12 protein-coding genes and 1 tRNA gene are annotated in these 12,929 nt (G+C 44.6%); 9 read left to right on the forward strand and 4 right to left on the reverse strand.

The features are described from left to right. Window positions 1–6: 6 nt before the first annotated feature. Window positions 7–2,529 (forward strand): GIY-YIG nuclease family protein, encoded by a 2,523-nt coding sequence (locus H6F44_RS12955; protein ID WP_190351382.1) that lies wholly within the window; start codon window positions 7–9, stop codon window positions 2,527–2,529. On the opposite strand, the gene H6F44_RS12960 is transcribed toward H6F44_RS12955, so the two are convergent. Then, window positions 2,512–3,972, reverse strand: coding sequence for a formylglycine-generating enzyme family protein (locus H6F44_RS12960; protein WP_190351383.1), 1,461 nt, complete (start codon window positions 3,970–3,972; stop codon window positions 2,512–2,514). The genes H6F44_RS12955 and H6F44_RS12960 overlap by 18 nt on opposite strands. A gap of 116 nt (window positions 3,973–4,088) precedes the next feature. Here H6F44_RS12960 and H6F44_RS12965 point away from each other — a divergent pair, with 116 nt between their 5' ends. The 6 genes from H6F44_RS12965 to H6F44_RS12990 all read left to right on the forward strand — a co-directional run bounded on the left by H6F44_RS12965 (window position 4,089) and on the right by H6F44_RS12990 (window position 9,004). Beyond that, the gene (locus tag H6F44_RS12965) at window positions 4,089–4,298 is read left to right on the forward strand and encodes a hypothetical protein (RefSeq protein WP_190351384.1); all 210 of its coding nucleotides are present in this window, start codon (window positions 4,089–4,091) and stop codon (window positions 4,296–4,298) included. A 66-nt stretch (window positions 4,299–4,364) separates the two neighbouring features. Next, window positions 4,365–5,498 (forward strand): cobalt-precorrin-5B (C(1))-methyltransferase CbiD, encoded by a 1,134-nt coding sequence (cbiD, locus tag H6F44_RS12970; RefSeq protein ID WP_190351385.1) that lies wholly within the window; start codon window positions 4,365–4,367, stop codon window positions 5,496–5,498. A 44-nt stretch (window positions 5,499–5,542) separates the two neighbouring features. Continuing rightward, a complete protein-coding gene (cobM, locus tag H6F44_RS12975) occupies window positions 5,543–6,310 on the forward strand; it encodes a precorrin-4 C(11)-methyltransferase (protein ID WP_199302114.1) in 768 nt (255 codons plus the stop codon). 49 nt (window positions 6,311–6,359) lie between these two features. Beyond that, complete coding sequence (locus tag H6F44_RS12980) at window positions 6,360–7,358, forward strand: 50S ribosomal protein L11 methyltransferase (protein WP_190351387.1); 999 nt, start codon at window positions 6,360–6,362, stop codon at window positions 7,356–7,358. Window positions 7,359–7,453: 95 nt separating this feature from the next. Then, window positions 7,454–8,095, forward strand: coding sequence for a hypothetical protein (locus H6F44_RS12985; protein WP_190351388.1), 642 nt, complete (start codon window positions 7,454–7,456; stop codon window positions 8,093–8,095). Window positions 8,096–8,098: 3 nt separating this feature from the next. After that, window positions 8,099–9,004: a cation diffusion facilitator family transporter gene (locus H6F44_RS12990; RefSeq protein WP_190351389.1), complete on the forward strand. Its 906-nt coding sequence runs from the start codon at window positions 8,099–8,101 to the stop codon at window positions 9,002–9,004. A 41-nt stretch (window positions 9,005–9,045) separates the two neighbouring features. On the opposite strand, the gene H6F44_RS12995 is transcribed toward H6F44_RS12990, so the two are convergent. Further along, window positions 9,046–9,870 carry a HEAT repeat domain-containing protein gene (locus H6F44_RS12995; protein WP_190351390.1) on the reverse strand — a complete coding sequence of 275 codons (825 nt, stop codon included), beginning with the start codon at window positions 9,868–9,870 and terminating at the stop codon, window positions 9,046–9,048. A 115-nt stretch (window positions 9,871–9,985) separates the two neighbouring features. On the opposite strand from H6F44_RS12995, the gene H6F44_RS13000 reads away from it, so the two are divergent. Further along, window positions 9,986–10,249 carry a hypothetical protein gene (locus H6F44_RS13000; protein WP_199302115.1) on the forward strand — a complete coding sequence of 88 codons (264 nt, stop codon included), beginning with the start codon at window positions 9,986–9,988 and terminating at the stop codon, window positions 10,247–10,249. A gap of 429 nt (window positions 10,250–10,678) precedes the next feature. On the opposite strand, the gene H6F44_RS13005 is transcribed toward H6F44_RS13000, so the two are convergent. Continuing rightward, window positions 10,679–11,395 carry a DUF3782 domain-containing protein gene (locus H6F44_RS13005; protein ID WP_190351391.1) on the reverse strand — a complete coding sequence of 239 codons (717 nt, stop codon included), beginning with the start codon at window positions 11,393–11,395 and terminating at the stop codon, window positions 10,679–10,681. Between the two features lie 323 nt (window positions 11,396–11,718). Here H6F44_RS13005 and ppk2 point away from each other — a divergent pair, with 323 nt between their 5' ends. Next, a complete protein-coding gene (gene ppk2, locus H6F44_RS13010) occupies window positions 11,719–12,645 on the forward strand; it encodes a polyphosphate kinase 2 (protein ID WP_190351392.1) in 927 nt (308 codons plus the stop codon). A gap of 88 nt (window positions 12,646–12,733) precedes the next feature. Here the strand turns inward: ppk2 and H6F44_RS13015 are convergent. Next, window positions 12,734–12,807, reverse strand: a tRNA-Pro gene (locus H6F44_RS13015). Window positions 12,808–12,929 lie beyond the last annotated feature (122 nt).

Genomic DNA, 12,929 nt, shown 5'->3' on the forward strand with positions numbered 1-12,929 from the left:
GCCTATATGAATAACGAATTCTTCCCACCTAGACCCGAAATTAAGCCCACAATTTACGCCTACAAAGACACCCATCCCCAATACAAAGGACTCCTCAAAATTGGCTATACCACTAGAGACGCGAAAACTCGTGTAGCCGAACAATATCCCGTTATTCGCCCAGGGGAATCACCTTACAAAATACTCCTCGAAGAATCCGCAGTCTATTCAGAAACTTATAAAAATGGTAGTACTTTTAGTGACCATGACGTACATCGCTATCTCCGCAAACAAGGCTTTAAAAATCCTGATGGTGAATGGTTTCAATGCACCGCTAAAGATGTCAAAGCTGCCATAGTAGCCATTAAAAATGGTGCAGAAAATGTCGAAAATCGTACCCTTGATTTTGGGATGCGTCCTGAACAACAGGCGGCAGTGGATAAAGCGATCGCCTATTTCAGCAGTTTCAAACAAGAGAACCCCGACAAAACGCCACACTTCCTTTGGAATGCCAAAATGCGCTTTGGCAAAACCTTTGCCACCTATCAACTCGCAAAAAAAATGGGTTGGACAAAAATCCTCGTTCTCACCTTTAAACCCGCAGTTCAAAGCGCATGGCAAGAGGATTTAGAATCGCATATTGATTTTAAAGGCTGGCAATTTATCTCGCGCAATGGATTAGAGTTTGAGAATGCCGACAAAAATAAGCCCTTAGTTTGCTTCGGCTCATTTCAGGACTATCTCGGCAAAAATAGCGCAGGGGGCATCAAAGCCAAAAATGAATGGGTGCATTTAACAAATTGGGATTGTGTCATATTTGATGAGTACCATTACGGCGCATGGCGCGACAATGCCAAGGAACTCTTTGAAGCAGAAGGCAAGAAAGAACTAGAATTTGGTGAAGGTGAGGGCATCGATTATTTCGATGAAAGCATTATCCCGATTACCACTAACGCCTATTTGTATTTGTCGGGTACACCATTCAGAGCGATCGCCTCTGGTGAATTTATCGAAGAACAGATCTATAACTGGACATATTCCGATGAGCAAAGAGCGAAGGAGTTATTTGCTTCTCAGGGATCAGGAGAAAATAATCCCTATGCTGCCTTGCCGCGTATGGTGATGCTCACCTATCAGTTACCCGACTCGATCCGCGAGATTGCGATGAAAGGGGAGTTTAACGAATTTGATTTGAATGTATTTTTCTCAGCTACAGGCAACGATAAAAAAGCTAAATTTACCTATGAGAATGAAGTTCAGAAATGGCTTGATTTGATTAGAGGAAATCATCTAGAAACAGCGATCGACAATCTCAAACTCGGAGCCAAGAAGCCACCCATGCCCTATTCCGATACTAGATTGCTGAACATCCTCTCCCATACATTCTGGTTTCTGCCCACCGTTGCCTCTTGCCACGCCATGCGAAACCTGTTAGCCCAAAAGCAAAATAAGTTCTATCACGATTACAAAATTATTGTCGCCGCAGGAATTAGTGCAGGAATTGGTGTGGAAGCATTACCACCCGTTTTACAAGCAATGGATAACCCATTGCAAACCAAAACCATCACCCTTTCCTGCGGCAAACTTACCACAGGCGTATCCGTCAAGCCTTGGACAGGGATCTTTATGTTGCGAAATTCCTCTAGTCCTGAAACCTACTTCCAAGCCGCCTTTCGAGTCCAAACACCTTGGACAATCAAAAATCCTGATAGTAATTCCCCCAATCAAGAAGAAATCATCAAACAGGAATGCTACGTTTTTGACTTTGCCCCCGATCGCGCCCTTAGACAAATAGCCGATTACAGTTGCCGCCTCAATGTCGATGAGTCAAATCCAGAGAAAAAAGTCGAAGAATTTATTCATTTCTTACCTGTGCTTGCCTATGACGGTAGCTCGATGAAACAAGTTGATGCCGCAGGAATTCTCGACATGGCGATGAGTGGCACAACGGCAACATTACTAGCCAGACGTTGGGAAAGCGCCTTATTGGTGAATGTCGATAACAATACTTTGGAGCGCTTGATGAAAAATCAAGAAGCAATGCAAGCCCTCGAAAATATCGAAGGTTTCCGTAACCTCAATCAAGACATTGAAACGATCATAAATAAATCCGATGCAGTCAAAAAAGCGAAAAAAGAAGCTAATGAGAGGGACTTAACCAAAGAAGAAAAGAAAGAACTCACCGAGGCGGAAAAGGAGTACAAAAGTAAGCGCAAACAAATTCAGGAAAAATTAATTAAATTTGCGACCCGCATTCCTGTATTTATGTATCTCACCGATTACCGCGAAAGAAGCCTTAGAGATGTGATTACTCAACTCGAACCCGCATTATTTAAAAAAGTAACAGGTTTAATCGTGAGAGACTTTGAGCTATTGGTAAGTTTAGGTGTATTCAATAGTGCCTTGATGAATGATGCAGTTTACAAATTTAAGCGTTATGAAGATGCCAGTTTAGAGTATGTGGGATTTAATCGGCATGAAGGTGAAAATATTGGGTTGTATGACACGGTGTTGAGTCCTATGGATATAATTTCAAATAACTACCCTTAAGCCAATATCGTTATAGCGATCGCCTTGCCAATGCCAATCGCGACTTGCTGCGCGACATAACTTTGCCTCATTGCTCCAAGAGCCGCCCCGCCTCACCCTGCGCCCATAGCCCTCGCCATCGATCCATGCTGAACCATCGGCAGGTGCGCCGCGATAGCTATCATGCCAGACATCTTCACACCATTCCCAAACGCCACCATGCATCTCATGCAGTCCCCAAGGATTGGGGATCTTTTTGCCAATGGGTTGCGATCGCTGATTGGCATTACCCTTAAACCAAGCATAGTCGGGCAGTTGATCGGCGCGATCGCCAAAATGATAAGCAGTACTAGTGCCAGCACGGCAGGCATATTCCCATTCTGCCTCACTAGGTAAACGGTAAGTATATTTATAGGTAGATTTGCTCGATAGTTTTTGGCAAAATTCCTTTGCTTCTAACCATGAAATATTTTCGATGGGGGCTTGGAGATCCTCCCGAAAGATGGCAGGGTTGCTGCCCATAACTGCCGCCCATTGTTCCTGAGTCACCACGAATTTTGCCATATAAAAGGTTGACACATTCACTTCTATCATCGGCGATTCATGATCCCTGCGCTCTAATTCAGTCATTGGCGAACCTAGCTTAAATCTTCCCGATGGAATCTGTACCATTTCCATATAAATGCCATTGCCAAAATTATCTCGAAAAGCTTTGTCTTTATTTTGAATTGGATCTAGGGGTGGTTCAGGAATAGGGGCAGATGTAACTATAGTTAAAGGCTGCGGTTTGGGTTTGGGACTTGCAAATAGTAAGGCAATGGCAAACCCCGCGATTGCTGCGCCGCTATGGGTCAACATTTGACGACGATTAATAGAAATTTTCGATAAAGTGGAGATGAATCTAGTTTGCCAAGAATTATCATTTGCTGATGAATGGAGGCTTTGAAGCGCTTTAACAGTCGATAATTCAGAAATAGTGATTGATTTAGCAGGTTCACTTGAGCTATTGAGATAATCCTGCAATAAATCTTTAAATTCGGTTAGATATTGATAATGCTCTTGGTAGTCTCGGACTAAGTAATAGTCTGACTCTAACTGCAAAAAAGCCTGTACCTTTGGAGCAAGATTATAGCTTTGGGACAATTGATAAAGCCTTTGAGAGAGATCTTGAGAAATATTTTGAGAAAGATCTTGGAAAAGATTTATGGCGATCGCCTGAGAATTAATCCTTTCGGTAGATATTTGTGAATCTAGTTCCACAAGCCGCCATTGATAAATCACGCAAAGGGGATGGGGCATGATGGGAATTTCGAGATTTTCTGCTAGATAAATTGAGATGGCGATCGCTAAGCTCTGAGCGCCTTCCCCTTGGATATCACCACAATTACCTAGCTCGATTATTTCTTCCGTATGCAAACACTTACAGATAGAATAACGCTGATGGAGAATATCATCTATTTGCATAGGGCGATCGGAAAGTAATGGAAACAGTAACAAGAATTACAGAATTTAATATGGGGATCGTCAAGATGTTGTTAGTCAATTGACTGACTTATTAATGAAGTGTTAAGGAGGAGTCTATGTCTAATATCCCAACTGGCGGTCAAATGTTATGGAAGTTAGAAGATGATGGCGAGCGGAGCTTGCATTTGCGTCACAACCCCTCAGAAGAATGGCGGCATTACGAAGAGTTCCCTGAATATGCATTGCAAGATCCCATTGGTTTCTCTAAAGGCATTGCCACATTTATGTCATTGCTAAAGAAGGATTGGACAGCAATTAAGTCCTAATTTATTATAGCGGTTTCGCCATAGCAAAACCGCTATAATCTGACTGTTTAAATCTGTTGTGCCTTCATGAAATCTGGTTATACGCTGCCTGTATTTGCGATCGCTGCTGCCAAAGCCGCAATCATCACATTGCAGAATCTCCGAAAATCGCAAGTTCTAGAATCGATTACTTCCGTAGAAATGGATTTGCTGGAGGCGGGGCATGGGCATATTCCCATTGCACAGGTTGCTATTATTGATTATCAAATCAATCAACAAACAGCCCTCGCGATCGCCTTGAGCGATCCTGGGGATAATCTGGATTTGACCGCAGGTATGCCGATTTGGGCATGGGTAAGCTTAGAAGCGCATGGCTTAGCTGATGAGATTTTGTCGCCTAATTCCATATCTATTTCTGAAAGACTGATTTTAGAAGGCGGTGAAGGCTTGGGTAAATCTGTTGATGGTAAACCTGCTATCTATCAATTGGCACAAAATCTCGCGCAAGCAAACCTTTTACCGCTATTATCGCCAGAATTATTATCGCCCGAATTGCCCAATCAATTAGCAAGGGTGCGATTCATTCTCCCTGAAGGTCGCGCCTTAGCAAAAAGGACATCCAATGCTGCCTTTGGCATTCTTGAAGGACTATCTCTATTGGGAACTTCTGCCATATCGCAACCGCTTTCAGTGGAAGATAAATTGGAAGAATTTCGCACCGATCTGCGGGATAAAGCGACTGATACACAGGCGATCGCTTTTTACATTGGTGCGAATGGCTATCAAGTCGCTCAGGGTCTAGGCTTTAGCGATCGCCAATTGGTGCAGACCGCCAACTGGATCGGCGCGATGTTAATAGAAGCAGCACTGCTAGGCATCAAAGAAATTACTTTGATTGGTTATCATGGCAAGCTATTAAAATTAGCAGGTGGCATTTTTAACACTTCCAGTCACTTAGCCGATGCGAGGATTGACATTTTAGTAAGAGCCGCAGTCCATCAAAACTTGCCGATGGAATTAATTCAAAAAATCGAGCGATCGCCCACCGCCGAAGCTGTGCATAATTTACTAGTTGCCAATAACAGCGATCAACCCGTCTTTGCCCACATTACCGATCAAATCAACCAACGGGCGATCGCCTATATCCAAAAATACAGCGATCGGCAAGTTGCCGTTAAAACCATTCTTTGCGATCGGCTAGGAAAATTAGTTCTAGGATAAGATAGTTTGCGCTTCGCACAAACTATCTTATTGGCATGAAATTAATGAATCCTACTAATCCTATTTATATTATTGGCGCGGGACCCGGAGATCCTGATTTAATTACGGTGAAAGGGCGGCAACTTCTCGAAAAAGCCGATGTCGTGGTCTATGCCAATTCCCTAATTCCAGACTCAATGCTGCAATATTGTCGTGCCGATGCTGAAATCATTCCCACCGCCAGCCAGTCCCTAGAAGAGATTGTGGCAATTATGATCGAAAAAGTGCGATCGCAGAAATTAGTCGTGCGCCTCCATGATGGCGATCCTGCTCTCTATGGCGCAATCCAAGAACAGATGACTGCCCTCATTGCCGCTAATATTCCCTTTGAGATTATTCCAGGGGTGAGTGCTTTCCAATTAGCCGCCGCCAGATTGCAAACCGAACTGACAGTTCCCCAATTAGTCCAGACAATTATTCTTACACGCATCAGTGGACGCACTCAAGTTCCAGAACGGGAAGAATTATCCAGCCTTGCCGCCCATCAAGCATCACTATGCCTCTATCTCAGCGCCCATCATGTGGAGAATGCTCAAGCAAAGTTAATGGAACATTATCCATCGGATACCACCGTTGCTATTTGCTATCGCTTGGGTTGGGAAGATGAGCAGATTATTACCGTTCCTCTGGCAAATATGGCATTTACGACCATCGCAGAAAACTTAACGAGAACGACTTTATTTGTAATTAGTCCTGCGTTAAATCATAATCAGAAAAGTAATCAAGAGCGATCGCAGTTGTATAGTTCTCACTATAGCCGACTCTTTCGTTAAATCGAGACTACTGCTTCCCCCTTATTACCGTAATACTAAAAAATGAATTATGCCTTGGATAGAATTGATCGTTGATACGACTGATGAGGCGGTGGACTGGGTTTATACCCTGTTGGCACAGGCGATCGCTGCTAATGATATCCATATCCACAAATATGAAGCCAGCGATAACGAAATACAATCAAGTTCTCAATGGAACTATACAATCCAAATATATTTAGCAAAAAATGATCAAATTCATCAACGTATTGACGCGATCGCCGCGATGATTGCGCCACTACAACGCACGGGGCTGATCAATGAATTGCAAACTTTTGTTGTGACAGAGCGTCCTATAGATCGTGATTTGGAAGAGAATCCGACCAAATTTTTAGTGAGACGCATTGGCGATCGCTTCGTGGTGGTATCCGCAGATGCCAATTATCAAACCCGAAGTCCTCAAGAAATAGTCCTGCACTTGCAAAACAGTCTCGCCTTTGGCAGTGGCTTACATCCCGCCACGATTTTGAGTTTGCGCCTGATTGAAAAATATTTCCACAATTGGCATAAGCCAAATAATGAGCCGATCTATGCCCTCGACCTTGGCTCTGGCTCTGGTATCCTCACGGTGGCGATGGCAAAATTAGGCATCGAAGTTCTTGCCATTGACAACGACCCGATCGCAGTGGCGGCAACTGAAGACGCGATCGCCCGCAATCAGGTAAGCGACGTGGTGACAGTTAGCAGTGCCAGCCTTGGCACTGCCAGTCAGTTGGGGCATTGGTTAGGAAGCGATCGCCCTGCCTCCACAACTGCGATCGCGGCGGCGGGGCAGTTCGATCTGATTGTGGCAAATATATTTGCAAGGGTGCATATTTCCCTAGCGGCTGAATTTGCACAGGCACTTAAACCCCCTAGTGCAACAACTAGTTCACCGCGCCTCTTGATTACCGCAGGCTACACCAGCGATCGCGCCGATGATGTAATTGCGGCGATGCAAGCGGTGGGTTTTCAGTTGGGCGATCGCCAACAAATGGACGAATGGACAGCGATCGCGTTTCAAAAATAACCATATAATTAATTGGGCTAATTATTTGGGCTTAGCGCAAAGCGCTGTAAAATTTAGATAAATTCTGTTAGATAAATTTTGAGGAGCATAACTTCTTGGGTATTGATTTACGCAGCTATGTCTATCTAGATAATCTTCAACGCCAACACGCCGCATACTTAGGAACAATTGCCCAAGGTTTTTTGCCATTGCCAGGGGATACTTCTCTTTGGATTGAGATTTCCCCAGGAATTGAAATTAATCGCATTACCGATGTCGCGCTCAAATCTACCTCAGTGCGCCCAGGGGTACAAATTGTTGAACGTTTGTATGGATTATTAGAAATTCATTCTGCAAGTCAAGGGGAAACCCAAGCGGCTGGACGCGCCATTTTGCAAATGCTCGGCGCAACCGAAGAGGATCGCATCAAGCCGCGATTGCTCTCTAGTCAAATTATCCGTAATGTCGATGCCCATCAAACCCAATTAATCAATCGCTTTCGGCGCGGACAAATGTTGCTATCAGGTCAAACCCTCTACATCATGGAAGTGGAACCTGCCGCCTATGCTGCCCTCGCCGCCAATGAAGCCGAAAAAGCCGCTTCGATTAATATTCTGGAAATTGTGGCAGTGGGTAGTTTTGGACGCTTATATTTGGGGGGGGAAGAGAGGGACATTATGGCGGCGGCAACTGCCGTGTTGAATACGATCAATAATATTCGTGGTCGAGATATCTATGGTGGCGATCGCAATGAATAGAACATGAAAAATAAAGGCGAGCCACGTTCGGCAAGTTATTACGGTTACTTATCGATCGCAGGAGCGATCGCCACCATCGCGCTCAAATTAGGGGCATATTTACTCACCAACTCAGTGGGATTTCTCTCCGATGCCCTTGAGTCGGGGGTGAACTTAGTGGCAGCCATCATTGCAGTGTGGGCAATTAACTATGCCGCCAAGCCCCCCGATGCAGAGCATACCTATGGACATTCTAAAGCCGAATATTTTTCCAGTGGCTTTGAGGGCGCTTTAATTTTAGTTGCTGCCCTTGGCATTGCGATCGCCGCCATACCGCGCCTAATTAATCCCCAACCCTTAGAACAGTTAGGAATCGGGTTAGTTTTATCTTTAATCGCCGCCGCAATTAATGGCGCGATCGCCATGATTTTATTAAAAGCCAGTAAGCGCCTCCGTTCCATTACCCTGCGTGCCGATGCCCATCATTTACTCACCGATGTCTGGACATCCTTTGGGGTATTGATTGGTATTGGTTTAGTCGCTTGGACAGGTTGGCAAATCCTTGATCCCATATTGGCGCTGTTAGTCGCGGTGAATATTCTCTGGACTGGCATTAAATTAATTACCGAAAGCGGTTCGGCACTCCTTGATGCGGCAATGCCTGCGGCTGAACTAGAAGTAATTAACCAAATCCTCAGCAATTATGATCGCCGCCAAATCCAATTTCATGCCATTCGTACCCGCGTTGCAGGGGCAAAAAGGTTTGTAACTTTTCATATTTTAGTGCCTGGGGCTTGGTCTATCCAGAGTGGACATGATCTCTGTGAGGAATTAGAGACAGCGATCGCCCAAGCTTTACCAAATACGAGTGTATTTACGCATTTAGAACCCCTAGAAGATCCAAAATCATGGACAGATCAAGACTTATAGCGGTTTTCACCTTATTGGAAGCATACTTTATCGCCTGCACCCTAAACCCGAAGACGTTCTTGGCGCTTGATTTCATACAGCTTGACTAAAATATCCTGCCAATCATCGGGGGTCAAAGGTGATTTATGTTCGGCAATTTCTGAATGCGGCTCCAAGTTGTCGCCATCATTTTGTTGAATTCTCTCTTGTAACTCAGCTTGCAAATCCCCTTGTAATTCTGACTGCAACCTCTCTGCCAACCTTTTCTGGGCAAGCCAAACACGAGCGCGAATTGCCAACACCTCATCATTACACCCCATCAAATTAAACTGCACCTGAATAGCCGATCGCCATACTTTGCGCTGAGGATCAATGGCGATCGCCAAGGATTCTAACCCCACCACAGCCGCATAGCGCACGACCCATTCTTCATCCTGCTGTGCCACAAACAGCAAAGCCTCCAACGCCTCTTCCTGAGCTACCTCTCGTAAATCATCAGGAAACCAAGCCCATTGCATCGTGCCTAAACCCTTAACCGCAGCACGGCGCACACTCATAGCAAAATCAGCCGTTGCCACCCCCAATAAAGTTACTAACCCTCTGGGATCACCAATGCCCGCCAAGGCTCTAATCGCCCACGATCGCGCTGTGTAATTATGTTGGTCTAACAGTTGCAAAAGTGGAGGCACAGCCGCATTGCCCAAGCGAATTAAACCATCAACGGCGGCAACTGCTGCTCCTGGATTGTTGTAGCTCAGTGCCTCAATTAAAGTCGGAATCGCTCCATCCAATTGCGCTTCAGCCAAATTTTGCACTGCTTCTAGCAACAGTTTGGAGGAGTCCGCCTCTTCTACAGTCTGAATGAGTTTGGATAGGCGATCAGTCATAATTTAATTTTTTTATTTATAACAATACAGCGCTTTGAGATCACTTAAAACCCAGAGAAACTTTTAATTGACATGAAGGGCAGATCAAAATAATCCTGATATTTTTGCGACTTTGGTGATTGCTAATAAAGACTTGGCGATCGCAACGGCTAAGGCACTTAAGTGGAATAAGATTGAGCTAGAACAACGCGCCGCCCAGCATGGGCGCACCATCGAACTTGAAATTAAAGCAATTCTCAAAAGTGTATTAGCACCTAAAAAGTTAGGCAATATTGACCTCGCTACCGCCATTAATAGACGCTTTGCAGACTTTGGAGATTTTGAAATCCCCGAAATTCCTAGAGAACCCATGCGTCCCTTACCAACATTTGATCTATGAAATGATCTATGAAAATTGTTCTTGATACCAACGTCCTGTCAGAACTGATGTAACCCCAAGGTTCGCAAACAGTCAAATCTTGGGTTGCTGCTCAGCCTAGAGCAAACCTATTTACCACCAGCATTAACCAAGCCGAGATCCTTGGTGGCATCGCTATCATGCCAGAAGGTAAACGCAGCTAAGCTTTACAAGAATCTGCACAAGCTATGTTTACTGAAATCCTTGGGACTATTGAGCGATCGCTGGTGTATTTGGGTTTTGATTTAGGCGATCGCTATACTAAAAGGTGAATTATCTACCCGTTGAAGGGGCGATCGCTAAGTTTCTAAACTGAGATAAAAAGCGATCGCTAATGCCTACGGCGATCAGCATTTTGTCTGTTCTTGTTTACCCTTGGAGGCATACAAAGACTAGTATTTCAAATATCTTTTACCAAACCCTTGGCTGAAAGTCTGGGCTATTCGCAATAATTGCCGAATCCCCTGCGGGTTGAATTAGAAATAGCCCTTCTTGGATGGCATATTCATTAACTCTTTCATCGATTTTAATACCCGCGACTGCTCCATAGAGTCTGTCATTTTTGCGTTTAGGAAATGCTTTCTTAAAACGTTCTAGGGTTTCTAAAAATCGCTTGACATCACGAACTTCCAAATGCGATTTTACTTCAATTGCCACAACCTCAGTGGTGTTTTCCACTAACACATCAATTTCGATGGAACCTTTATCATCTTGACCTGTAACTCGCTGTGCTGTGAGATGAACTTCAATACCTTTTTCTTGAAATAGTCTTGCGGCGGCGGGTTTGATCAAGTTTTCCACAAATTCTCCCCATCGGCTAGTTAGCCCTCCTACTTGTTTGTTGGTTTGGGCAACTTGTTTGTTTGTTTGAGCAATTTGTTTACTAGTCTCTTCAACGGTTTCACGCAGTTTAGCCATTTCTCGTTCAGCAGTTTGACGATACTGCTCGAATGCTTGTTGACGTTCCTCGAATGCTCGTTGACTTTGCTCGAATGCTTGTTGACTTTGCTCGAATGCTCGTTGACTTTGCTCGAATGCTTGTTGAGATGTGCGCTGAAATTCCTTTCGTTCTTGTTCGCTTTCACGGAAGAGGGCAAAGATGTCGTCTAGGGTAATAGGTTGGCTCATAGTTGTTTACATTCTTGTACTTCAAATTCTAGCGTTATTAGACTTGTTGAGTAATAAGCTCAAAAGTCCTTTAAAACTGATTAATTGCTGATCCTCAACCCGTTGAGACGGGTTTTAGCTTTCAGCACGTAATTTATTGCAGGGTATTAAGTTAGGCTTGTGTGTACAAGCTAGCTAAGGTAGCCCTATTGGGGAGAAGGGCTAGGGGTGAGGGTTTTCGCAATTTCTGCGTAACTCCTAACTTTCTTAACTTTTATTGATTGGGTTTGAGAGTAAAGCGCTGTACGATGAGATACCTTTAATATCAAGATCGGTAAACCGTTATGGCAAAAGATAAAAAGTCTAAGGATCATTCCGCTAAATCCCATTCCAAGAAAGATAAGAACTCACTGGATTTTCCAACTTCTGCACAGGAATCTAGCCAATTTACGCAGGAAAATGATCAAGCGATCGCCGTCATCCCCAAACTGTCGAAAAAGACCTATGAGAAGGAACTCGCAAAGCTAGAAATAGAACTAGTCAAGTTGCAAGAATGGATCAAGCAGCAGGGCTTGAAAGTGGTGATCATTTTTGAGGGACGGGATGCCGCAGGCAAGGGGGGCGCGATAAAAAGTATTACTCAATGCCTGAATCCGCGTCTCTGTCGGGTGGTTGCCTTGGGTAAACCATCTGACTATGAGCGCACCCAATGGTATTTTCAGCGCTATACGGCGCAGCTACCTGCGGCTGGAGAAATGGTGCTGTTCGATCGCAGTTGGTATAACCGCGCTGGTGTGGAACACGTTATGGGCTACTGCACCCATGAAGAATATGTGGAATTTTTGCGCTCTTGCCCAGAATTTGAAGATATGATTCAGCGATCGGGCATTACTTTGATCAAATATTGGTTTTCGGTCAGCGACAATGAGCAGGAAATTCGTTTCCGCGATCGCATCAAAGATCCCCGCAAACGCTGGAAATTCAGCCCCATGGATCTCGAAGCGCGGGCAAGATGGGTGGAATATTCCAAAGCCAAGGATGATATGTTTAATGCCACCGATACGCAGCTATCGCCTTGGTATACGATCAATGCCGATGATAAGCGCCGCGCTCGCCTGAACTGTATTAGCCATTTACTAGCCAAAATTCCCTATGAGGATGTTTTACCCGCAGCGATCGAGCTACCGCCCATCCAAAATAATATGGTTTACGTGCGTCCACCGATGCATCTGCAAAATTTTATTCCCGATGTTACGGGCAATTTGCGGTAGGGATTGGAGCTAACTTCAGACCGAGCAAACTAAAGAACGACGCTTCGCGCCGTTCTTTAGTTTTTATTTAAGCGCAAGGCATCAAAAGTCGGGATGATAGGATTCGAACCTACGGCATCCTGCTCCCAAAGCAGGCGCGCTACCAAGCTGCGCTACATCCCGTTGCGATTTACTATGTTACTACAGAAACTACAAAATGTGCAAGTAATATCAAAAAAATATTGATACGTAGCTGTCGCCAAGGGTACTAGGACATAAAAACCAAGAATTGCGTGGCGGCGCTC

The sequence above is a fragment of the Pseudanabaena cinerea FACHB-1277 genome (assembly GCF_014696345.1).
Lineage (GTDB): Bacteria > Cyanobacteriota > Cyanobacteriia > Pseudanabaenales > Pseudanabaenaceae > Pseudanabaena > Pseudanabaena cinerea.

What these genes read in the sequence shown, in the direction of transcription:
- H6F44_RS12965 (WP_190351384.1), top strand. Translation starts at nt 4,089, where the DNA reads ATGTCTAATATCCCAACTGGCGGTCAAATGTTATGGAAGTTAGAAGAT.
- H6F44_RS12990 (WP_190351389.1), top strand. Translation starts at nt 8,099, where the DNA reads ATGAAAAATAAAGGCGAGCCACGTTCGGCAAGTTATTACGGTTACTTA.
- cobM (WP_199302114.1), top strand. Translation starts at nt 5,543, where the DNA reads ATGAATCCTACTAATCCTATTTATATTATTGGCGCGGGACCCGGAGAT.
- H6F44_RS12995 (WP_190351390.1), bottom strand. Translation starts at nt 9,870, where the DNA reads ATGACTGATCGCCTATCCAAACTCATTCAGACTGTAGAAGAGGCGGAC.
- H6F44_RS12980 (WP_190351387.1), top strand. Translation starts at nt 6,360, where the DNA reads ATGCCTTGGATAGAATTGATCGTTGATACGACTGATGAGGCGGTGGAC.
- H6F44_RS13005 (WP_190351391.1), bottom strand. Translation starts at nt 11,395, where the DNA reads ATGAGCCAACCTATTACCCTAGACGACATCTTTGCCCTCTTCCGTGAA.
- H6F44_RS12960 (WP_190351383.1), bottom strand. Translation starts at nt 3,972, where the DNA reads ATGCAAATAGATGATATTCTCCATCAGCGTTATTCTATCTGTAAGTGT.
- cbiD (WP_190351385.1), top strand. Translation starts at nt 4,365, where the DNA reads ATGAAATCTGGTTATACGCTGCCTGTATTTGCGATCGCTGCTGCCAAA.
- H6F44_RS12955 (WP_190351382.1), top strand. Translation starts at nt 7, where the DNA reads ATGAATAACGAATTCTTCCCACCTAGACCCGAAATTAAGCCCACAATT.
- ppk2 (WP_190351392.1), top strand. Translation starts at nt 11,719, where the DNA reads ATGGCAAAAGATAAAAAGTCTAAGGATCATTCCGCTAAATCCCATTCC.